This window comes from Sphingorhabdus sp. EL138 (genome assembly GCF_945882965.1).
Lineage (GTDB): Bacteria > Pseudomonadota > Alphaproteobacteria > Sphingomonadales > Sphingomonadaceae > Sphingorhabdus_B.
This window is the reverse complement of the sequence record NZ_CAMCWY010000024.1, coordinates 17,634-38,163: the sequence shown is the minus strand read 5'-3', so window position 1 is coordinate 38,163 and position 20,530 is coordinate 17,634. Positions and strand designations below refer to the sequence as shown.

Below are 20,530 nucleotides of genomic sequence, written 5' to 3'. Positions count from 1 at the left end.
ATTATCGACTTTACATCGGGCACGGACAAGCTGCAATTTAGCAAGGCGATCTTCACTGGCCTATCCGGCGCCGCTTTGGGCGATCTGTCGTCAAACGCGTTCTGGTCTGGCGCCGGGGTAACCACCGCACATGATGCAGACGACCGGTTCATCTACAACACGACCAACGGCTCACTTTATTATGACGCTGATGGTAACGCCTCAGGCAGCGCGGCAGTGTTGGTCGCTACGCTCGGGGCAACGACCCCATTGGCGTTCACCGATTTGGTAATCTTCGGGTGAGCGTGGCGTGGGTGTCTGCTGGGATGCTGATTTGCGGCGCGCAGACGGCGCTTGGCAGCATTACGCCTTCAAGGGCACCAAATGGCAGCAGGTTCGCAACGAGACGAACCAGCTGTACCTCCTGAACGCGTATCGTGTCCTGCTCACGCGGGCGAGGCAGGGTCTGATCGTATTCGTGCCGCACGGCGACGAAAAGGACCCCACTCGCCCGCCCGCGTTTTACAATGAGACATAAGCGTTCTTGGTTTCGTGCGGCATTCCGGAATTGAAATTGAATAAGCTGAGTAGGCAGCGCAGCGCCGTACCGTGCTTGCTATGTGCTTGCTGGAAATTGAATGGTGTCGCGACTTGCACAGACAACGGCATTCAAGCCTTTGAAATAAATGGTGCCGGCTACAAGGTTCGAACTCGTGACCCCCTGATTACAAATCAGGTGCTCTACCAACTGAGCTAAGCCGGCACTGGGTGCGTCCCATAGCGTTAAATGACGCCAAAGGTCCAGCCCTCAGTTACAGCAATTTCAAAATTTAGTGCATTGGGTGCCCAAAGTTGCGGATTTCCGGCAACATTGCGGAGCCATGCTGCGGTTATCAGGGCGTCGGTAGCATGGTCTGTGTAGTGGTTTAAGGGTGAATGGGGTTTCGATCCAAGCGCTTGCAACGCCAAATCGAGTCCAATGGCATCGCGCACTTTGCTGCGGCCCTTTGCCACGCCAGCCGCGCGGGCGGCGATGGTGGTGTAAATCTCTAATGCTACCTTACCGCGCGCCGGAAGCGGATCGAAGGGCCAAATCGGTACCGCATCGCGCAGTTGGTGCAGCAGGCGCATACCTGCAAAACTGGCCTTGGCGACTTGCGATGCGCCAATGGCGTCAAAGACGGTTGACGCCTTGCCGCTGCTGCTTTTGTTCAACAAATCACATTGCCGCCAAAACAGATAGTCCGATTTTGTACCGTCTGCCGCGCCGAAATAGAAATGGCGGCGGTGGAGGTTCTCGAGGAAGGATGCCGCGCCCAGATCCGGGTCGTCACAAACTTGGTCGACATAGGTCCAAAATGCTTTGGCAGATGTGGGCACATCATCGCCCGGCAAATAACTGCCGCGTTCGATAAAGGGCGGGGCAAAGCTGAAGTCGAAACCGATGAGCAAATCATCATCTTGCGCCAATAGCCAGTCGGCGACGCCTTGGCGCGACCATGCCTTGTCAGGCGGGGTTATAAGGCGCGGGGCTTCGTCGCCTGTCGCACATACCGCAAGCGCGATGCCGGGGTGTCGGCTGCCTTTTGCGCCGGACCAGTCGGTGCATGCGAAACGGGTGAAGGGGCGCATTATTGCGTGTCTGGATCTGTGTTACGTGCGCGCAGCCGGTCCCAATATTGCAGCCGCTCAATTATCTTGCGTTCAAAGCCGCGTTCGACGGGTTGGTATAAAGCGGTAGGCGTCACCGCATCCGGCCAGTAATTCGCGCCCGAAAATCCCTCTGCGCTGTCATGATCATAGGCATAGCCTACGCCATAGCCGATGTCCTTCATTAACTTCGTCGGTGCATTCAGGATGTGCGCTGGCGGCATAAGCGAGCCTGTATCTCGCGCCATTTTCCACGCCGATTTCTGCGCGTTGTACGCGGCATTCGATTTAGGCGCAGTGGCGAGATAGAGGCATGCTTGCACAATCGCGACTTCGCCCTCCGGACTGCCCAAAAATTCATAAGCCTGCTTGGCGGCAAGACATTGCACCAGTGCCTGCGGGTCAGCGAGCCCGATATCCTCACTGGCGAAACGAACCAAGCGGCGCAGCACATAAAGCGGCTCTTCGCCTGCCACCAACATTCGTGCCATCCAGTATAAAGCTGCCTGCGGGTCGGAACCGCGCAAGCTTTTATGCAAAGCGGATATGAGGTTATAATGCCCCTCCCGATCCTTGTCATAAACGGGCATCCGTCTTTGCAGCAACGCCGCCATGGCTTGCGGGTCGAGCGGATTTTCAATGTGAATGGTAAACAAAGTTTCCGCCTGATTAAGCAAAAAGCGGCCATCACCGTCGGCAGTGTAGATCAACGCTGACCGTGCATCGTCAGTTACGGGCAGGGGGCGTTCCAATATCGCTTCTGCGCGGGTCAGCAGCGTCGCCAACGCAGCCGCATCCAAACGTTTCAGCACCATCACTTGCGTGCGCGACAGCAAAGCCGCGTTGAGCTCGAACGACGGATTTTCGGTCGTTGCGCCGACGAGCGTGACCACGCCGCTTTCCACAAAGGGCAGGAAGCCGTCCTGTTGCGCGCGGTTGAAGCGATGGATTTCGTCCACGAACAACAATGTTTGCTTGCCCGTTCTTGCCATTGCCTCTGCCTCGGCAAAAGCTTTCTTGAGATCGGCCACGCCTGAGAACACCGCCGAAATCGGCTTGTAATGCATGTCTACCGCGTCGGCCAGCAATCGTGCAATGCTGGTCTTGCCCGTCCCCGGTGGTCCCCACAGGATCATGGAGGATAACTTGCCCGCAGCAACCATTCGGCCAATCGCGCCATCGGCACCCGTCAGATGTTCCTGACCGATGACTTCATCCAATTTGGTAGGCCGAAGCTTGTCCGCAAGTGGTGCGTTTTCAGGCGTAGATGCGGGAACTTGCGCGGTGTCTCCAAAAAGGTCGCTCATGTTGAACGCCCGTTCCACCGTGCTTCATGACATAAGCATAAGCGCTTCGGACAGGTTCCGGAACGCGACCGCCCGCTTGGCAAGGGTTTAACGCGCGGCTGCCGCACGCGCAGCACGTTGGCGGATGAGGCGGATATAGGTGTCGGCAACCGTCTGGTTAATCGCATCCCAACTGAAATCGAGCGATCGTTGCTCGCCAGCATTGCCATGCCGCACGCGCAAATCGGCGTCGGTGCAATAGAGTTGCAAACTGTCGGCAAACTTCTGAATTGCGCCCGGCGTGATCAGGCGGCCAGACACATTATCCTGCACCAGGCTTTGGCTGCCAGTGGCCTCGGCCGCAACAACTGGCATGCAGCAGGCCATGGCCTCCAACGTGACATTGCCAAAGGTTTCGGTGACGCTTGGGTTGAACAACAGGTCCATACATGCAACCGCTCGGCCCAGATCCGTCCCCCCTTGGAAACCCACAAAGCGGGCGTGGGGCAGGCGGCTTTCAAACCAACCGCGTGCCGGGCCTTCGCCAATCACCATGACCTGATGTGGGACATTGTGACGGCGAAGCTGTTCAATCGCATCGGAAAAGACGTCAAGGCCCTTTTCCATGACCAAGCGGCCCAGAAAGCCGATAACAACGGGTTCGTCGGTTATGCCTTGTGCGCGCCGCCAAGCAAGGTCCCGGCGGCCAGAGTTGAAAATGTCCCGGTCAACGCCGCGTGACCAGATGTCGATGTCGTAATTCATCCGTTGCTCGCGCAAAACCTGCGCAAAGCTCTCGGATGGCGCGAGCAGCGCGTCGCATTTGCGGTACAATCGGCGGAGCCAAGCCTCCACCAATGGTTCGGCGAAGGACATGTTGTAATAGCGGAAATAGGTTTCGAAGCGGGTGTGCACCGAAGACAGCACCGGCAGGTTGCGACGGCGCGCCCATTTAACCGCCTGACGCGCGACGCGGTCCGGGCTTGAGATATGGACGACATTGGGGGCAAAGGCATCCAGATCGCGCTTTACTTTTGCTGACAGCGATAGCGGAAGGCGATATTCCGGACGAAAGGGTATGGCGAATGATGGGACGCTGACAACGTCGCCCGTCGCTACAAAAGCAGGTTCGGCAACTGTCGGGGAATAAACCCGCACCGATGCGCCTTGGCTCAAAAGATAGCCGACAAGCCGATTTAAAGCCTGATTTGCGCCATCACGGACATAATTATAATTGCCGCTGAATAGCGCAATGCGAAGGTCACTGGTCTGCATCGGTCGGCTTTTATCGGCGGCAGCGCAAAATGCCAATGGGAATGGTACATTTGGTGCGTTACATATCCAATATGATACTAAGTCAGATCGATGTTTTGCTGATAGGGCAACCCAAACCGTTTCACGCCGATGGCACGATGAGCGCGATGGCACGCCTACCGGTTGACCGACCCGTCTTCTTGGGCAAGCATGGCTTTGAGGGGGACCGCGTGGCTGACCCGACTGTGCACGGCGGCGCGGACAAGGCGGTGCATTTTTATCCCGCGGAACATTATCCCAAATGGATTGCCCATTTTGCAGCGGAGAATTTTGTCCACCCTCTGCTCGACCAAGCGGGCGCATTTGGCGAAAATATCAGTGCATCGGGCCTGACCGAGGACAAAGTGCGGATCGGGGACCGCTTCCGTATCGGCAAGGCATTGGTGGAAGTCGCGCAAGGCCGACAACCCTGCTGGAAGCTCGACCATCATTTTGGTGTGCATGGCCTGTCAGGGGCAATCATCAATGGTGGCCATTGCGGAGGCTATTTCCGCGTGATTGAAGAAGGCGAAGTGGCGCCCGGCGACAGCATAGAACAAGTGCATGCAGCAGAGCATGATTGGACCGTTGCCCGAACCTTCAATCTTTTGATTGGGGGCGGGCATCGCGCGATAGGGGCCAAATCACATTTGCGGGCGCTTGCGGCGCTGGAGACAATGGCGGAAAGCTGGCGGACGAGGGCGGCGAAATTGGCGGGGTAATTGTTCGTTGACCAGTGGTGCCCATTTGGCGGGATGTACCGACGGGAGTTTTGCCTACGCTCGACCCGAATGGTCTGGGAGGCTGTGACTTTGAAAAATCACACCCCGTCACCCTGAACTTGGTTCAGGGTCCATTTATCTATTCTTGCTCTGGATTTGCTGCACGATAGACCCTGAAACAAGTTCAGGGTGACAATTAAAAGGGGATTTGGCTGATCTCCCCCCCCCCCCCCGGCGCTTATGCGCTGATATCGTTTCTATTGGACGCAGGGGCGTAGAGGCGGATTCGGGTAACGCGTTTTTCGTCGGCTTCCAATATTTCCAAATTCCAGCCGCTGGCCTCATGCATCAACATTTGGCCGATGTCGGGGACTTGGCCAGCGATGACGAAGGCGAGGCCGCCCAGCGTATCGACGTCTTCGTCGACTTCCGCCAGCTTTGGGTCAATGGCATCGGCCAGATCGTCTAGCTCAGCCCGGGCGTCAGCTTCCCACATATCGGGGGTCATTTGCGTGAACAGCAATTCGGGTTCATCGTCATGTTCGTCTTCGATTTCGCCGACGATTTCTTCGACCAAATCCTCAATCGTTACCAAGCCCTCGGTTCCCGAATATTCATCCAGTACGATGGCCAAATGCGTTCGTGTACGACGCATTTCGTCGAGCAAGGCAAGCACGCTCATATTTTGCGGTACGAACCGTGGTTGGCGAATGAAGGATTCAAGGCTGTCGGGAGGGTCCTGATCTGAGGCCAGAACAGCGAACACATCCTTGATATGGATCATGCCGATAACGCTGTCCAACGTGTCGCGGTAAACGGGCAGGCGGCTGTGGCCATGCTCGGCGAACGCGGCGATACAATCGGCAAAGCCAGCGCTTTCTTCAATCGCGATAATGTCGCTGCGCGGCACCATGACGTCGTCGACGCGGTGCTCGCTGAAATGGAGCAAATTGCGCAACATCGTGCGCTCGACGGCGGTCAAGTCGCCAGCCGCGTCCGATTTTCCGTTGTCGTCGCTATCTTCCTCATGCTCTGCAATCGCTTCTTCAAGCTGCTCGCGTAAGGTCGGTCCGTGGTCGCGGCCAAAGAACATGCTCTTCAGCCGCTGCCATATTCGTCCGTCGTTATCGTCGTCGGTTGCGGTTTTCGAACCGCTAAAACTGTCACCCTCAGGCATAATGGAAGCGTACTGGCCTCTTAATGGTCGATTTGGTTAGTATATGGATTGGGAAGGCCCATAGATGCAAGCGCTTTTACCTCAAGCGCCTCCATCAATTCGGCTTCGTCATCCTCGATATGGTCATGGCCAAACAAATGCAGCATGCCATGGATGACCAAATGGCTCGCGTGATGGGCGATAGGAATGTCTTTTTCTGTCGCCTCGGCAGCGCAGGTTTCATAAGCCAAAATTATGTCGCCGAGCATTATTTCGGGCGCACCATAGGTGCCGGCGAACAAGGCGTCCAATTCTGCGTCATCAAGCATAGGAAAGGACAGCACGTTCGTTGGCTTGTCCTTGTCGCGCCATTCTTGGTTGAGCGCGTAGACCTCCGCATTATCGGAAAGCTTGATACTGACGCTGACGGGAACTACCGTGTCAGCTATTTCAGCAATGGCTGCAAAGCGGACCGCTGCATCGACGGCCTTTTCGACTTCGCTCTGCCCGAAATTACTATTGCCCCAAACCACGCCCATGTCGAGCTCGACATCAATCATGCCCACCCTCATAGGCGTCGACGATCTTACCGACGAGTGGGTGGCGCACAACATCGCTGCTGTTGAAACGGATGGTGCTTATGCCATCGACACCGTCAAGCCGTTGCACCGCGTCATTCAGGCCCGACATGCGTTCGCCGCCGAGAATATCGACCTGACGCGGATCTCCGCAAATAACCATGCGGCTGTTCATGCCGAATCGGGTGAGGAACATCTTCATCTGTGCCGCTGTGGTATTCTGCGCCTCATCCAAAATGATGAAGGCATCGGCCAACGTCCGCCCGCGCATGAAGGCTATGGGCGCGATTTCAATTTCGCCAGAGGCAATCCGCCGCTCGACCTGTTCTGCGGGCAAGCAATCGTACAAGGCATCGTAAATCGGCCGCAGATAGGGATCGACCTTTTCCTTCATATCGCCGGGCAGGAACCCCAGCCGCTCGCCAGCCTCGACCGCCGGGCGAGAGAGGATAAGCCGTTGCACTGCGCCGGTAATCAACATGGCCACAGCCTGCGCCACCGCCAAATAGGTTTTGCCGGTGCCTGCTGGCCCAAGTGCAAAGATAATCTCGTCGCGGGCCAATGCCTCCATATAGGGAATTTGTGTGGCTGAACGCGGTACGAGCGTTTTCTTGCGCGTGCGGATCATGATACCTGGCGCATCGGTCGCGTCCTTGCGGACAATGCCTTCTAAAGTCGGTTCAGCGGTCATGGCGATAATGGATTGCACCGCTTCGGCATCCATTTCCTGTCCACGCGATAGACGGGAATAAATGTCGTTGAGAACGTCACGGGCGCGGCCAATGGCGCCAGCCTCACCTTCAATCTGCACGCGGCTTCCACGGGCGGAGATATAGACCCCAAGGCGGTTCTCAATCGTAACCAGATTGCGGTCAAATTCGCCAAAAACCGCGTTAATCAAATGCGGTTTGTCGAAGCTCATCTCCAGCCGGGACAAGTCACCGGCTTGCGCTTGGGCTTTTTTGGCCATTCAGGCTGCTGCTCTCATTGTTGGTTCACCTTTCAAGCTAAGCGGTCCAGAATCGGTTATGTTCACAGTAACGATATCGCCGATTGAAAGGTCCGGCGCAAGCACATGAACGGACTGAAGCCATGGTGATTTACCAATTAATTGTCCGGCGAATTTTCCGGGCCGTTCCAAAAGGATATTGGTGGTGCGCCCAACGGTCCGATCATTAAACGCCGTCTGATCTGCAACGATCTGTGCCTGAAGCCGTTGCAGCCGTTCGTCCATGATTTCCATGGGTATTTGGTCGGACATGTCGGCAGCAGGTGTGCCGGGGCGTGGGCTATATTTGAAAGAATAGGCTTGCGCATGACCGACTTCGCGCACGAGGCGTAACGTGTCTTCGAAATCGGCATCGCTTTCACCGGGAAAGCCGACGATGAAGTCACCGGAAAAGGCGATATCGGGCCGCACAATACAAACACGGTCAAGGATACGCATATAGCTGTCGCGGCTGTGGCTGCGGTTCATGGCTTTTAAGATGCGGTCTGAGCCGGACTGAACGGGCAAGTGTAAGAATGGCATCAGCTTTTCAACATCACCATGCGCGGCAATCAGCCCTTCGGTCATATCGTTTGGGTGGCTGGTCATGTAACGGATGCGGCGCAGGTCCGGTATCTTGTCGAGCGCGCGGATAAGGCCGTCTAGGCCCTGAAGCTTGCCCTTGTCATCTTCGCCATCCCATGCGTTGACATTCTGACCAAGCAACGTGATTTCGCGCGCGCCAGCATCGACTATCGCCTTTGCTTCATCGATCAACTCGGCCCAGCCGCGCGAAATTTCCGCGCCTCTGGTGTAGGGCACGACGCAATAGGTGCAGAATTTGTCGCAACCTTCCTGCACCGTTAAAAACGCCGATGGCGGTTGTTTGCGGCGGGCCGGCAGCTTGCTAAATTTGTCGAGGCCGGGCAGGTCAAGGTCAACCACACGTTCGCCGCGTCCGACCGCTGCCACCATGTCAGGCAGGTTGTGATAAGCTTGCGGACCAACAACGATGTCGACTTCGGGGGCCCGACGGCTGATCTCGCCGCCCTCGGCCTGTGCGACGCAGCCAGCGACGGCGATAACCGGGCTCGTTCCATCCTTGCGGCGCAGGCGGCCGATTTCCGAATAGACCTTTTCCGCTGCCTTTTCGCGGATGTGGCATGTGTTGAGGACGACGAGATCGGCACTCGCTTTGTCAACTGCAGGCGACATGCCCTGGCTTTCCAGCATCTCGGCCATGCGCTCGCCATCATAGACGTTCATCTGACAGCCGTAATTTTTGATCGAATAGGTTTTTGGGGAATCTATGCTCATAATGCGCGCCTATACTATGCGCGCCGGGTTGCCGCCACCCTCCATTGCAGCGCCAATACGCGCCCGCACTTCGGCAGAAATGGCCTTGCGGTCCGGATAATGGAGCGGATCAAATGGCTCCAGAAAATGCAAGGTGGCGGTTATCGGTTTGAGATACGACAAAAGGCGCCAGAAATTCTCGGTCACTTTTTCGTCGCCAACCCAGGCCACGCGCGGCGTGTGATGGCCATAACTGAGATAGACAGGCTGAACGAGCATGCCAGCAGGCGGCGGGACTAAGGCGGCGAACAAAGACGGCTTGAATGGCAATAGCCCCGATCCATCATGCGTCGTGCCTTCGGGAAAGATGGTAACGGGCTGGTCGCCCGTCATGGCCGCGCGCAAATCATCGATTTGATTGCTGACGCTGGCGCGGTTTTCGCGGTTGACGAAGATGGTGTTGTTGATCTTGCACAACCAGCCAATTAGCGGCCAGCCCTCGATGCCGTCATTCGCCACAAAGGTGCAGCCCGTAACGCCAGACATTACGGGAATATCGATCCAGCTATGGTGGTTTGCCGCATAGAACACATTATTGCGTATGCGGGTACCAGTTGTGGCGGTCGCAATGCCGCTGGTCCAACTGATTGACAGTAAAAACAAGCGCGGCCAAGGCGACGGTTTGCGGATTACCCGCCAAACATTATGCAACAGCAAGCTTGCGGACAGGCTTGCGGCCATCAGCAGCAGCCGTGTCAAAAACAAGAACTGCCCCGTGACAAAAGCCCCCGAGTTGCGTCGTTCAATCCTTGCGGTCGATGGCGACGCCATAAAGCTCCATACGATGGTCGACCAAACGATAGCCCAGCCGTTCCGCAATGATTTTTTGCAATGCCTCAAGCTCAGGGTCCACAAATTCTACGACCTTGCCGGTTTCTACATCAATCAAATGGTCGTGATGCGCCTCGGGCGATGCCTCATATCGTGCGCGGCCATCGCCGAAATCATGACGGTCCAATATGCCCGCCTCTTCAAACAAGCGGACAGTCCGATATACTGTGGCAATCGAGATTTTGGGATCAATGGCCGACGAACGGCGGTAAAGCTCCTCGACATCGGGGTGGTCGGTCGCATCGGAAATGACGCGCGCAATGACGCGCCGTTGATCGGTTATGCGCAGGCCACGTTCGTTACAGAGCGCCTCAATGTCAATTTTGCTGTCCATTGAACAAGACATTTAGTGCCGCCCCATGATTCGTCAAAGAAAAAGGCCGGGGGTGTCCCGGCCTTATGTTCTTGCGGATACGCTAAAAGCTTATCTCACTTTTTTCTTTCGGCCCGAACCCGGCGCGCGTCCAAGGCCAATGGCCTTAGCCAATTCGCGGCGCTGTTCCGCATAAGCCGGTGCAACCATTGGATAATCGGCGGGCAATCCCCACTTGGCGCGATAATCATCCGGCGTCATACCATAATGCGTCATAAGGTGACGCTTAAGCATTTTTAGCTTCTTACCATCGTCCAGACAGACGATGAAATCGCGTTTAATAGAGTTACGGATCGGAACGGCTGGTTCCAAGACTGCTTCTACCACAATAGCGGGTCCGGAAATTCCGGACAGAGCCGCGTGTACGTTAGAGATTAAAGTCGATACATCCGACACGGCAACGCTGTTGTTGCTGACATGTGCTGCGACAATATCCGCAGTTAACGTAATTAACAGTTCGGTGACATCGTTACTTTCTTGTGACATTTTACAAAATCCAGACCCATTTATTTTAAATCTTATAGTGTAGAAGCGGTTACATGATTAGAGATAATTCGTCAACCAATAGACAAACATTAACGTTACGTTTATAGTTCCAATAGCATAGTAATTGCATCGGGACTTATACCATCGGCATTTTTGTAATAATTTTTCCGACGCCCAATCGGAGTAAATCCAGATTTAAGATAAAAACTATGCGCATTGTTGCCATCGCGAACTTCAAGGAAAATTTTCGTTCGCCCTCCTTCGCGTGCTCTGTGGATTGTTTCGAATAACAATAGTTTACCGATGTCTTGGCCCTGAAGTCTCTGGGCGACGCCAATCATCAACAATTCTTGATGATCAAGAACCCAACGGCTCATGGCAAAGCCGCAGACGTCATTATTGTCTTTCGCAAGCAATAACTGGCAATCGGGGAGCACCAAAGTTGATAGACATTGTGCCGCCGTCCATGCTTCTCCAAATCTGGGGTCGAATGCGTCGTTCATGATTGTCATCATGGCCGAAATGTCTCCGGCATCGCCATCAATGACCCGAATCATTTTGGCAGGGTTGCGGGCTTTGCGTCTGGCGCTCTGCCGTAGATTGGCGTTGCCGCAAGCGGATGGTCGGCCCGCAAATGCGGCCAATGGCGCGCATTGGGTAGCAGCTCCAGCCACTGGCGGTCGGTACGTTGGGGATCAATGTCTCCTGCCACTAATGTGGCCGTGGCAAAGCTGGGCAGATCTGCCGGCAGGACGGAGCGCACCGGCGCAAGCGAATGCCCCTGCGCATCAAATGCTTCAAAGAAATACTCGCCATGCCCGCCAGTCATGACAACGTCTATGGCCTTGGCTTCGGGCAGCTTTGAACGCCCCATCGCCGCCACCAACGCGAGGCAACCATAGCCATGTACATCAATGTGCCATGCCAAGCCCAAAGCCTTTGCGGCGGCCACGCCGACACGAATACCTGTAAAACTGCCCGGTCCGACATTGACCATGACCTGGTCCGCTTTGCCGTTGTCGGGCAACGCGGCGATCAGGGGCAGCAAGCGTTCGGCATGGCCGCGGCCAATGACTTCATGCGCCGCTGCAATAACATGGTCTCCATCAAACAAAGCGACCGAGCACGCCCGCGTCGCTGTATCGATGACCAATGTCCGCATGACCGTTCGTTGGCCGCTTGATCAGAGGATGCTGTTAAAGCGGTCGAACGCTGGCCGTGGGCTGCGTTCGAAAATGCTCGCTTTGTCGCCATAGCCCAAGGTACAAATGAAGTTTGATTGCACTTTAGTGCCTGCAAAAAACGCCTTGTCCACCGCGGCATTGTTGAATCCTGACATCGCCCCAGTTTCCAATCCGAGTGCGCGGGCCGCGAGCATAAAATATGCCCCCTGCAAGCTGCTATTGCGGAAGGCGGTTTTTTCGATCAGCGCATCATTGCCCACAAACCAGCTTCGTGCGTCAGTATGCGGGAATAGTTCAGGCAGATTTTCGTAGAATTCGAGGTCCATTCCGATAATCACGGTAACGGGCGCCTGAAGGATTTTTTCACCGTTGCTTGGCATGCAGCAATCCGCCAGCTTTTGCTTTGCATCTTCGCTGCTGCACCAAATGATCCGCGCGGGCAGGCAATTGGCCGATGTCGGACCAAATTTCATCAGGTCCCAAATCTGTTCCAACTGTGAGGGCGACACGGGCGTATCCAGATAGCCATTATAGCTGCGCGCTTCACGAAAAAGCTGATCAAGGGCAACGTCGTTCAAAGCTTTTGACATGAAATTTACTTTCGTAATATTTGATATTTAAGCGGCGCGCACTTCAGTGACTTCAGGCACATAATGCTTCAGCAATTGTTCTATCCCGTTTTTCAGCGTGGCAGACGAAGATGGGCACCCGGCACATGCGCCCTGCATTTGCAGGAACACGATGCCTTTCTGGAAACCCCGATATATGATGTCGCCGCCATCATTGGCGACCGCAGGGCGAACGCGGGTTTCGATCAAATCCTTGATCTGGTCAACGATATCGGCATCGGCAGGGTCATCCAACGGATAGTCTGCTTCACCTGACGGGACCGAGAAGCCAGCAGAAGCTGGGTTGAACAAAGGCATGTTTGCGCTGAAATGATCCAACAATATGCCAAGCACATCGGGCTTTAGGTTTGCCCAATCAACGCCGGGCGCTGCTGTCACGGAAATAAATGAATGCCCAAAAAACACGCCAGTCACATCGCCAAGCGCGAAGAGTGCTTCTGCCAAGGGAGAGGCCTCGGCCTCTTCGGGCGAAGCAAAGTCGCGTGTTCCTGTGTCCATGACCGCACGGCCGGGCAGGAATTTGATGGTGGACGGGTTGGGTGTCAGTTCGGTTTCTATCAGCATTCCTCACATGTGGTGCGGTCGCCGACAAAGTGCAAGCCAGAATGTCTTGACAGCAGCCAAGCCTGAGTTGACGTAATGGGTGATAAGGAGAGCAAAATTGACAGACCAATCACATAAAACCGCATGGATCACAGGGGCATCATCGGGCATTGGCGAAGCTTTGGCGAAGGCGTTTGTTGCCAACGGCGGATATGCCATATTGTCGGGGCGCAATGTTGATGAACTGCGGCGCGTTGCAACGGAAACGGGTGCAGCGGAACGCTGTTTGATTTTGCCATTCGACACCGTGGATTATGATGGCTTAGCCAGTAAAGCAGCCGAAGCTATCGCATTTCAGGGCCATGTCGATGTGCTGGTCAACAATGCAGGTATCTCGCAACGGTCGCCAGCATTGGATACCGATTTTTCTGTCTATCAACGAATAGTCGATGTCGACTTGCTCGCGCCGATTGCGCTGACTCAAGCCTTGCTATCGCAAATGGTCGCGCGCGGTAGCGGGCAGATTGTGATGATCTCCAGCGTGGCGGGTAAGGCGGGCATCCCGATGCGCACGGCGTATTGCGCGGCAAAACATGGCTTGATCGGCTATGCCGACGCGCTGCGCAGTGAGGTGGCGGGGCAGGGTGTAAAAGTCCTTGTTGTCGTGCCAGGGTCCGTCAAAACCAATGTCTCACGCAATGCGCTTAACGCGGATGGCTCCGTGCGCGGCATCAGTGACGCAGCGATCGACAATGGTATTGACCCGGATACGGTCGCAAGCCGCATTTGGGAGGCTGTGCGCAATGGCAAACGCGAAATTGTTATCGCCGAAGGGATGGAGGCCAACATCCCCGTGCTGCGCGCGCAGGATCCGGATAAGCTGTTTGATATGGTCGAGGCGATGGTCGCGAACGGCTATGCCCAGAAGATATCCGCGCAATAACGGGCCTAGGGTCAGGACCACTTAAATCCACCTTAGCGGTTTGAGGCCATTTTGTTCAGTGCAAGGCGGTAAGCGCAGGGCTTAGTGGTCCTGTCCTAAGTTCTGCCTGCGCGTAGGGCGGCGCCCGCTGCAAAGGGAGACAGCGCCGTTATCGCCAATGATGTTGCCGCGAGCAACTGCATCGCGTTACCGGGGCCTTCGGCAAGGGTGCCTGCGCCGAAAATGAGCAACGGGATGGTGATGGGCACCAACAACAACCCGCCAAGCGCGCTCGCGCCGCTTAAGCCAGCGGTAAGCGCCGCGATCATTACGGACAGGCCAGCCAAGGCAGGCAAAGCCAGCGCAAGGCCAAGGAGCAAGGTGCCCAATTGCGCCTCCGGCAAGCCGATGAGCGCCGAGCCGACTATTGTCGCCAAAAGCAATGGCAAAGCGAAAGCAACAATCTGCCCCGCGATTTTGGCCGTTGCGACAAGTTCATCGGACCAACCGCGCAGGGCAAGCTGATCCAGCACGCCGGATTGGCGGTCTGGCAAAATCAGCCGTTCAATGGGAAGCAGCGTCGCCAGCAGCGCAGCGATCCACAAAATGCCACCTCCAGTCCGCGCGAGCAATGCCTTGTCGGGCCCCGTCACAAACGGGAATAATGTGGCCACGGCGAGATAAAACACCACCGGAAGCCATAGCCCACCGCCCGTCCATGCCAGACGCACTTCGCGCGCGACCAGAGCAATAAAGGACATCATGCGGCAACGCCTTGGCTGTCGAGTATTAAGCTCATTGCGACATTGATGGAGGGCGGCTGATGCGCGGCGACAAGGACGATGCCGCCCGAAGCCGCTCGGGCAATAATTGCCTGATCAAGCCGCGCGCAGCTTGCACTGTCGAGACCATTATAGGGTTCGTCCATCAACCAAACATCTGCATTTGACGCCAGGACGCGCGCGATGCTGGCGCGCTTGCGTTGTCCCGTCGACAGAAAGCGGACCGGGATATGAACAAGGTTTTGCAGATCCATAGCAGTTAAGGCCGCGTCACGGGCGTCGGCGGATGCACCGTCCATGTCCGCCCAAAAGCGGAGCGCGGCCTCCACTGTCATATTGGCATCCAGCGCCATATTTTCGTCCGCAAGCGCCATATGACCTTCGGAATGTATCGTCCCCGACGTCACCGTCAGCAATCCGGCGACAAGGCGTAATAGTGTCGATTTCCCGCATCCATTGGCACCCCTGATCCAGATGACGTCGCCTGCGCGCGCCGACACCGAAAGGCCGTCCAGCACTAAGCGGTTGCCGCGTATGACCGCGACATTTTCAAGGCTTAAAGACGGCACGGATGCTTGACGCGAGGACATATGGCGACTTAGGCAGATATTCGTTCAATTGCAAAAGCAGGATTAGGATATGCACGTTTCAAGACTGGATGACGCCGTCCGCGATGCCGCAATGCAGCAACTGCCGCAATGGACCTATGACGCGGATGTTAGGGGTATCCGCCGCAATTTGCGCTTTGCCGACTTTGCCGAGGCGTTCGGTTTCATGACTCGCGTCGCGATTTTGGCCGAAAAAGCGGACCATCACCCTGAATGGTTCAACGTGTATAACCGCGTCGAAATTCTGCTGACGACCCATGATGCCGATGGCCTGTCGCATCGCGATATTGACCTTGCTGGCAAAATCGACGCGATTGCGGCTTAGGCTGCAATCACGGCTTCGTCTGCACAACGTCGCCAAGGCCGCCCAATAGGCCCAGTTGCTTGCGCAAACGGTTCGGAAACCAGCGCGCAGAAAAGGCCAATTGCTTCGCCATTTTGTTGACTGGCGTATGCACTTTGGTGCCGTGAATGGCTTCCCACGCCGCAGGGCCAATGATTGAAACGGGGCTGATTTCAATACCCGCTGACTGAAGCCTCTCCTTGCCCGTCATGTTGCTGCTGGCGTCGACATTACCGATGATGTTGGTATCGATGAATCCGGGCATCAGGCTGCGGGATTTAATGCCATATGGCCGCCATTCAATGTCATGCGCTTCGGCAAGCCCACGTACCGCGAATTTGGTGGCGCTATAGACGCTTAAGCCCGCCGACCCGTAAATACCTGCGGCAGAACTGGTGTAAAGCACGCATGCCTCAGGCGTGTTCTTCAGCAGGTCGAAACACGCCCGCGTGCCGCTGATCACGCCTGTCAGGTTGATTGCGATCATTCGGTCAATATCTTCGTCGGTCATGTCCTGGATTGGGCCGCCAGCGCCGATCCCTGCATTGTTGAACAAAACGGTCATATGGCCGTTGGTGTGCTTGGCAAATTCCGCGACGGCCTTTTTCCATTGCGCGCGGTCGGTGACATCCAACTTGTGGCGCGAATATTGGCCCTTTGATAACAAGGCAGCGGTTTCGTCCAAACCTTTTTCATCAATGTCCGCCAGACCGACAAACCAGCCCTTATTTGCAAAATAGCGCGCGACTTCGCGACCAAGGCCGGACGCGGCGCCTGTTATGAAAATACTTTCTTGTGCGGCTGACATGATGATGATTCCTCTCTTACTCACATGATTGTCAGCGACATTAATTTGTCCAAAACGTCAACTGATTATTGCAAATCCTAAATTGCCTGAAACCCCTTGTTGTAGATATGCCAAGTGAAAATCGCTGCGGCTCCGCGATGCGGACGCCAGCGTTCGGCGATGATGCGGATTTCTTTTTCCGATGGCCGCGCATCAAGCTTAAGCAACCGACCAACGCCCTCTTGCACCGCAAGGTCGCCCGCTGGCCAAATATCGGGGCGGCCTTCGGCAAACAGCAGATATATCTCTGCTGACCAGCGGCCAATGCCCTTGACCTGCGTAAGATAGGCAATTGCCTCCTCATCATCATCGGGCAGGGCGTCGAGCGGCAATGCGCCTGACATCACAAGCTGCGCCAATGACCGCGCATAGCCCTGTTTCTGCCGACTAAGGCCGCAGGCCCGCAACGCATCGAAATCTTTCGCCAACAACTGGTCGGTCGGGCAATTAGCGCCCAGCAGGGCCTCTAGCTTGTTCCAGACCGATGCCGCCGACGCGACGCTGACCTGTTGTCCCAGAATCGTGCGCAGCAAGGTGGCGTATCCCCGCTGACTTATCCGTTCGTCAGGATAGCCTGTGATCGTGATGGCCTCTGCGATGCCGGGCTCAATCGCGGCCAGCGCATCAAGCGCGTCATGCAGTTGTTGTGCCGTTATGCCCATGCGGCTTATGCGCCGCGGCGCACGGTGGCCGCGTATAAGGCGATTGCGGCAGCATTGGACACGTTCAGCGACTCCATCTGTGCGCTGATCGGCAATTTCGCCAATTGGTCGCAATGCTCCTCAATATTGCGCCGCATGCCGTCACCTTCTGCGCCCAGCACCAGTGCATTGCGCCCCGGTGTCAGCGCCTGATCCAGCGAGACCTCTGCATGGCCGGACAGGCCGATTCGCCAATATCCAGCCTCGGCAATCTCCTCCAACGCCCGCGCCAGATTAACCACCCGTACCCATGGCGTAATTTCAAGCCCGCCCGACGCGGCCTTTGCCAATGCCCCCGATTCGGGTGGCGCGTGCCGGTCTTGCGTCACAACAGCCACCGCATCAAAGGCCGCCGCTGTCCGGAATATCGCGCCGACATTGTGCGGATCGGTGACTTGGTCGAGGATCAGCAGTGGTCGGTTATCGTCATTCGGCAGTGCGAGTGCATCAGTCAGCCAGACATCCTCCAGCGGTGCAACCTCAAGCACAAGACCCTGATGTGGAGCATCTTTCGGCACAAAACGTGCAAGATCGTTCACTTCGGCATATTGCACCGTCAGGCCCTCAGGCACGACAATCTTACCGATTTCTTCGCGCGTGCCCCATAAATTAATCAAGCGGCGTTCGGGATTGTCGAGCGCGGCATAGACGGCGTGCCGTCCGTAAAATTTGGGATTGCCGCTGGTAACGGCGGCGCCACGGCGTCGATGGCTCTTATGTGAAGACATTATATGTACCTGTGTATGAAAAAGAGAAGCTTCTGTTGCCCTTTCCCACTTGAGGCATTGACAGGCAAGGGCCGTTTCGCCATTGCGCACCTTCTTCGGCGGGACCGGCCCTCATGCAAGCACATGATGCCCCGCACGACGATGTGGACAGGTGGCCGAGTGGTTAAAGGCAGCAGACTGTAAATCTGCCCGGTTTTCCGTACGCTGGTTCGAATCCAGCCCTGTCCACCAATTACTCGTTGGTCCATGTTTGCGAATATTCTTAGAAATCCAGTAAATCCATGGCTATGGCGCTCCTCAACGTCCACCCGCGGACAGTTGATTGTCTCATAGGAAGCTTATCTTTTCGCGACATGAACTTAAAAGCAGCGGCACGCTATTATCGATCTGGACGACCCATCCATGACCGAAAAAGCGCATTGGGATCATAATTATTCCGCAAATTGTCAAGCCGTGCCAAATTCTCATCCTTCATGAATGGCGCCGCTCTTTTCCCAAGGTTTTCATCTGCTAACTGGATTCCAACGGCATGCGCCTGCATCGCGGCCATCCGCTCGGTAGCCCAATTGGCATAACGGTCATCATCTTCCCCGCGCGTCCATTCGCCGTAAACTGCAAGATAGCGGTTCGCTTCAAGCGAGAAGGCCATATCGGGTCGCTGTTGCAACGGATACCAGTTGAGCCAAAGGCTGTGGCTAGGCGCGGGCGGCATCGTCGCCGCAATCGCTCGCAGGCCGGGTAGTAGGTCGTCGATCGGCGCGTCGGTCCAAATATTATCGGTACACCAGCGCACGTCCGGCGGGAAATGGGTGATGTTGGCGGCCCGAGACATCAAACTCGTATTCATGGGCACAAGCGGGGTGGTGAAGCTCGCCAGCTTCCGGATTGGGCTATCGGAGATAAAACGTACCGCTTCGCGCGCGTCGGTCCAGCTGTCGGCAAGAACCGGCGCGATGACTTCAATGCCCGGCTGGAAGATGCCCAGCGCCTTAGGCGTGATGAGTATCTGAAATTCGATGGATTGGGGAACGGCGCTGCCGATGTCATCGGCCCAACGAAAGACCTGCTCCAGATGCCGTTGGCGAAAGACCTGCATCTTCAGCGCAGTGACGTTTTTGCGTGGGTGAAGCTTTAGGTGATAGCGCAGCACTACCGCAAAGAAGCCCGGCCCTGATCCACGCGCGGCCCAGAACAAGTCGGCATTCTCGCTGGCGCTGGCATGGACCTGTCGACCATCGGCCAGCACCAGATCAATCCCGATCAAACTCTCGGTCGCCAGTCCCAGTTCGCGGCTGCCCCAGCCGAAACCGCCTTGCAGCAGAAACCCACCCATTGCGACATCGGGTGCATGGGCGATGGGGAAGAACAGCCCGTGCTTTCGCAGCGCATTATCGAGGTCGAGCCCCCAACATCCGGGACCAACCAGAGCGATTCTAGTCACTGGATCAATGGTGATCTGGTTGAACCGTGCCATGCTCAGCAGCAGTCCGCCGTCGCGGATGTGGTTCTGCGCCCAGCTATGACCGCCCGAAACGATGCTGACCTGCCAGTGGTTCTCGCGCGCCAGTTGCAAGGCGGCCTGCACATCACCTACATCATTGGCCTCGACCAGATGTTCTGGCCGCACGCCGGGATCGCGGGCGTTAAAGCTGGTTGCGAGCACAGCCTTGTCGAAGCCGGCATCGCCACGCCGCCAAATCCTTCCTATGCCGCGTGGACGCTTCATGCCTCTCGCTCACGATAAGCAGCGCCAAATTCATCGAACAATTGCGGGAGGAAGCTCGCCAGATGCGCCATTTCTTGCGCATTATGGACAAGCAGGTCTGCCGGTGCGGGAAGAAGTTTGCTTGCAACCGGACGAATGGCTCTCGCCAATCCTCGTCTTATGGCACCGGGATTATCGCCCAGCGCTGTATTCTCGCCACCCATCCACATCCGTGAGCGCATTTCGCTGCCGCCCGCAACTGGGCGTAACTGGTGTAGAAGCCATCCGCCCTTGAGCGCAGTCCCAGGCACACCGACGCGCGCACAGATCACTACTTCACCCTGAGCAGCCAGCCGATCTTGGTTAAAGCCCATAACAGCAGGCGGCACAAAGCCGATGGCCCCTTTCAAGACGCTTGGGCCAAGATACTCGGTGATCAGCGATGTCCGCCCGATATAGTTTTCGTCGTTGCGTCCGTCGGCCCAGCGCGCGTCGATATGGGCCTTTGGGTGCCACAGCTTATAGCGCTGCGCCTCGCAGCCGTGCCAGCCGAACCACCAGTCCCACATCTTAGGCGTTACACCCGGCATGTGGGTCAGGCAGAACACCCGGATCGCGCCGTCGGGCGGACAGGTATAGCCGGTCTCGACCAACCCATAGCCCGGCTCGATCATGTCGGCAGCGGCGCTAGAGGGCGGGAACAATTCATGCGCCTGTGGGCCGATCATAAGCGCCTCAGTAACTTGCGGCTGGAGCGGTGCAACCTCGGGATTGAAGAAGCTGGCATACGGGCTTTGCGCAAGCTCATCCGGCGCGTATCCAAGAAGCCGTTGCGTCATA

25 protein-coding genes, 2 tRNA genes and 1 pseudogene are annotated in these 20,530 nt (G+C 56.3%); 6 read left to right on the top strand and 22 right to left on the bottom strand.

The window, feature by feature from the left end:
* Window positions 1-282 (top strand): annotated as a pseudogene (locus Q0N43_RS10365) (hypothetical protein); the annotation flags it as partial.
* Window positions 283-289: 7 nt separating this feature from the next.
* Window positions 290-517 carry a DNA/RNA helicase domain-containing protein gene (locus Q0N43_RS10360; RefSeq protein ID WP_295446059.1) on the top strand — a complete coding sequence of 76 codons (228 nt, stop codon included), beginning with the start codon at window positions 290-292 and terminating at the stop codon, window positions 515-517.
* 149 nt (window positions 518-666) lie between these two features.
* On the opposite strand, the gene Q0N43_RS10355 is transcribed toward Q0N43_RS10360, so the two are convergent.
* The 4 genes from Q0N43_RS10355 to Q0N43_RS10340 form a co-directional block, all read right to left on the bottom strand.
* Window positions 667-742, bottom strand: a tRNA-Thr gene (locus tag Q0N43_RS10355).
* Window positions 743-762: 20 nt separating this feature from the next.
* Window positions 763-1,611, bottom strand: coding sequence for a hypothetical protein (locus Q0N43_RS10350; protein ID WP_295446057.1), 849 nt, complete (start codon window positions 1,609-1,611; stop codon window positions 763-765).
* Window positions 1,611-2,936, bottom strand: a complete 1,326-nt coding sequence (locus tag Q0N43_RS10345; RefSeq protein WP_295446056.1) for a replication-associated recombination protein A — start codon at window positions 2,934-2,936, stop codon at window positions 1,611-1,613. Before Q0N43_RS10345 ends, Q0N43_RS10350 begins: the two co-directional genes overlap by 1 nt.
* 87 nt (window positions 2,937-3,023) lie before the next feature.
* A complete protein-coding gene (locus tag Q0N43_RS10340) occupies window positions 3,024-4,190 on the bottom strand; it encodes a glycosyltransferase family 1 protein (RefSeq protein ID WP_295446054.1) in 1,167 nt (388 codons plus the stop codon).
* 29 nt (window positions 4,191-4,219) lie between these two features.
* Here Q0N43_RS10340 and Q0N43_RS10335 point away from each other — a divergent pair, with 29 nt between their 5' ends.
* A complete protein-coding gene (locus tag Q0N43_RS10335) occupies window positions 4,220-4,930 on the top strand; it encodes an MOSC domain-containing protein (protein ID WP_295446052.1) in 711 nt (236 codons plus the stop codon).
* A 238-nt stretch (window positions 4,931-5,168) separates the two neighbouring features.
* Here the strand turns inward: Q0N43_RS10335 and Q0N43_RS10330 are convergent, their stop codons facing one another.
* From Q0N43_RS10330 to Q0N43_RS10280, 11 genes are all read right to left on the bottom strand, one after another.
* Entirely contained in the window at window positions 5,169-6,107 is a 939-nt protein-coding gene (locus Q0N43_RS10330) for a hemolysin family protein (protein WP_295446051.1), read from the bottom strand.
* 20 nt (window positions 6,108-6,127) lie between these two features.
* Window positions 6,128-6,646: an rRNA maturation RNase YbeY gene (gene ybeY / locus Q0N43_RS10325; RefSeq protein WP_295446049.1), complete on the bottom strand. Its 519-nt coding sequence runs from the start codon at window positions 6,644-6,646 to the stop codon at window positions 6,128-6,130.
* Window positions 6,639-7,634, bottom strand: coding sequence for a PhoH family protein (locus tag Q0N43_RS10320; RefSeq protein ID WP_295446047.1), 996 nt, complete (start codon window positions 7,632-7,634; stop codon window positions 6,639-6,641). The genes ybeY and Q0N43_RS10320 overlap by 8 nt, the downstream gene beginning before the upstream one ends.
* Window positions 7,635-8,969: a tRNA (N6-isopentenyl adenosine(37)-C2)-methylthiotransferase MiaB gene (gene miaB / locus Q0N43_RS10315; protein WP_295446045.1), complete on the bottom strand. Its 1,335-nt coding sequence runs from the start codon at window positions 8,967-8,969 to the stop codon at window positions 7,635-7,637.
* A gap of 9 nt (window positions 8,970-8,978) precedes the next feature.
* Window positions 8,979-9,779 carry a lysophospholipid acyltransferase family protein gene (locus Q0N43_RS10310; RefSeq protein ID WP_295446042.1) on the bottom strand — a complete coding sequence of 267 codons (801 nt, stop codon included), beginning with the start codon at window positions 9,777-9,779 and terminating at the stop codon, window positions 8,979-8,981.
* Window positions 9,751-10,173, bottom strand: a complete 423-nt coding sequence (locus tag Q0N43_RS10305) for a Fur family transcriptional regulator (RefSeq protein ID WP_125230414.1) — start codon at window positions 10,171-10,173, stop codon at window positions 9,751-9,753. The genes Q0N43_RS10310 and Q0N43_RS10305 overlap by 29 nt, the downstream gene beginning before the upstream one ends.
* Before the next feature lie 90 nt (window positions 10,174-10,263).
* Window positions 10,264-10,698 carry a MucR family transcriptional regulator gene (locus Q0N43_RS10300; protein ID WP_295446040.1) on the bottom strand — a complete coding sequence of 145 codons (435 nt, stop codon included), beginning with the start codon at window positions 10,696-10,698 and terminating at the stop codon, window positions 10,264-10,266.
* A 101-nt stretch (window positions 10,699-10,799) separates the two neighbouring features.
* Window positions 10,800-11,210 (bottom strand): GNAT family N-acetyltransferase, encoded by a 411-nt coding sequence (locus Q0N43_RS10295; RefSeq protein WP_295446063.1) that lies wholly within the window; start codon window positions 11,208-11,210, stop codon window positions 10,800-10,802.
* A gap of 41 nt (window positions 11,211-11,251) precedes the next feature.
* Complete coding sequence (gene tsaB / locus Q0N43_RS10290; RefSeq protein ID WP_295446038.1) at window positions 11,252-11,860, bottom strand: tRNA (adenosine(37)-N6)-threonylcarbamoyltransferase complex dimerization subunit type 1 TsaB; 609 nt, start codon at window positions 11,858-11,860, stop codon at window positions 11,252-11,254.
* A gap of 21 nt (window positions 11,861-11,881) precedes the next feature.
* A complete protein-coding gene (locus tag Q0N43_RS10285) occupies window positions 11,882-12,472 on the bottom strand; it encodes a malonic semialdehyde reductase (RefSeq protein WP_295446036.1) in 591 nt (196 codons plus the stop codon).
* Between the two features lie 27 nt (window positions 12,473-12,499).
* Window positions 12,500-13,075: a NifU family protein gene (locus tag Q0N43_RS10280; protein WP_295446035.1), complete on the bottom strand. Its 576-nt coding sequence runs from the start codon at window positions 13,073-13,075 to the stop codon at window positions 12,500-12,502.
* A gap of 97 nt (window positions 13,076-13,172) precedes the next feature.
* On the opposite strand from Q0N43_RS10280, the gene Q0N43_RS10275 reads away from it, so the two are divergent.
* Window positions 13,173-13,997: an SDR family NAD(P)-dependent oxidoreductase gene (locus Q0N43_RS10275; protein WP_295446033.1), complete on the top strand. Its 825-nt coding sequence runs from the start codon at window positions 13,173-13,175 to the stop codon at window positions 13,995-13,997.
* Between the two features lie 95 nt (window positions 13,998-14,092).
* Here the strand turns inward: Q0N43_RS10275 and Q0N43_RS10270 are convergent, their stop codons facing one another.
* Both Q0N43_RS10270 and ccmA read right to left on the bottom strand, forming a co-directional pair.
* Entirely contained in the window at window positions 14,093-14,740 is a 648-nt protein-coding gene (locus tag Q0N43_RS10270; RefSeq protein WP_295446032.1) for a heme exporter protein CcmB, read from the bottom strand.
* On the bottom strand, window positions 14,737-15,348 hold the full coding sequence (gene ccmA, locus Q0N43_RS10265) for a heme ABC exporter ATP-binding protein CcmA (RefSeq protein WP_295446031.1): 612 nt from the start codon (window positions 15,346-15,348) through the stop codon (window positions 14,737-14,739). The genes Q0N43_RS10270 and ccmA overlap by 4 nt, the downstream gene beginning before the upstream one ends.
* Before the next feature lie 49 nt (window positions 15,349-15,397).
* On the opposite strand from ccmA, the gene Q0N43_RS10260 reads away from it, so the two are divergent.
* A complete protein-coding gene (locus tag Q0N43_RS10260; RefSeq protein WP_295446030.1) occupies window positions 15,398-15,691 on the top strand; it encodes a 4a-hydroxytetrahydrobiopterin dehydratase in 294 nt (97 codons plus the stop codon).
* Window positions 15,692-15,698: 7 nt separating this feature from the next.
* Here Q0N43_RS10260 and Q0N43_RS10255 read toward each other — a convergent pair whose 3' ends face one another.
* The 3 genes from Q0N43_RS10255 to rlmB are packed head-to-tail and all read right to left on the bottom strand — an operon-like array spanning window position 15,699 to window position 17,985.
* Window positions 15,699-16,541 (bottom strand): SDR family oxidoreductase, encoded by an 843-nt coding sequence (locus Q0N43_RS10255; RefSeq protein ID WP_295446029.1) that lies wholly within the window; start codon window positions 16,539-16,541, stop codon window positions 15,699-15,701.
* Between the two features lie 53 nt (window positions 16,542-16,594).
* A complete protein-coding gene (locus tag Q0N43_RS10250; protein ID WP_295446028.1) occupies window positions 16,595-17,218 on the bottom strand; it encodes a DNA-3-methyladenine glycosylase 2 family protein in 624 nt (207 codons plus the stop codon).
* 5 nt (window positions 17,219-17,223) lie between these two features.
* Window positions 17,224-17,985, bottom strand: a complete 762-nt coding sequence (gene rlmB / locus Q0N43_RS10245) for a 23S rRNA (guanosine(2251)-2'-O)-methyltransferase RlmB (RefSeq protein ID WP_295446027.1) — start codon at window positions 17,983-17,985, stop codon at window positions 17,224-17,226.
* 145 nt (window positions 17,986-18,130) lie between these two features.
* Between rlmB and Q0N43_RS10240 the strand changes: the two genes are divergently transcribed.
* A tRNA-Tyr gene (locus Q0N43_RS10240) sits at window positions 18,131-18,216 on the top strand.
* Between the two features lie 148 nt (window positions 18,217-18,364).
* On the opposite strand, the gene Q0N43_RS10235 is transcribed toward Q0N43_RS10240, so the two are convergent.
* Both Q0N43_RS10235 and Q0N43_RS10230 read right to left on the bottom strand, forming a co-directional pair.
* Window positions 18,365-19,711, bottom strand: a complete 1,347-nt coding sequence (locus Q0N43_RS10235; protein WP_295446026.1) for an FAD-binding oxidoreductase — start codon at window positions 19,709-19,711, stop codon at window positions 18,365-18,367.
* Window positions 19,708-20,529, bottom strand: a complete 822-nt coding sequence (locus Q0N43_RS10230; RefSeq protein ID WP_295446025.1) for a hypothetical protein — start codon at window positions 20,527-20,529, stop codon at window positions 19,708-19,710. The genes Q0N43_RS10235 and Q0N43_RS10230 overlap by 4 nt, the downstream gene beginning before the upstream one ends.
* Window position 20,530 lies beyond the last annotated feature (1 nt).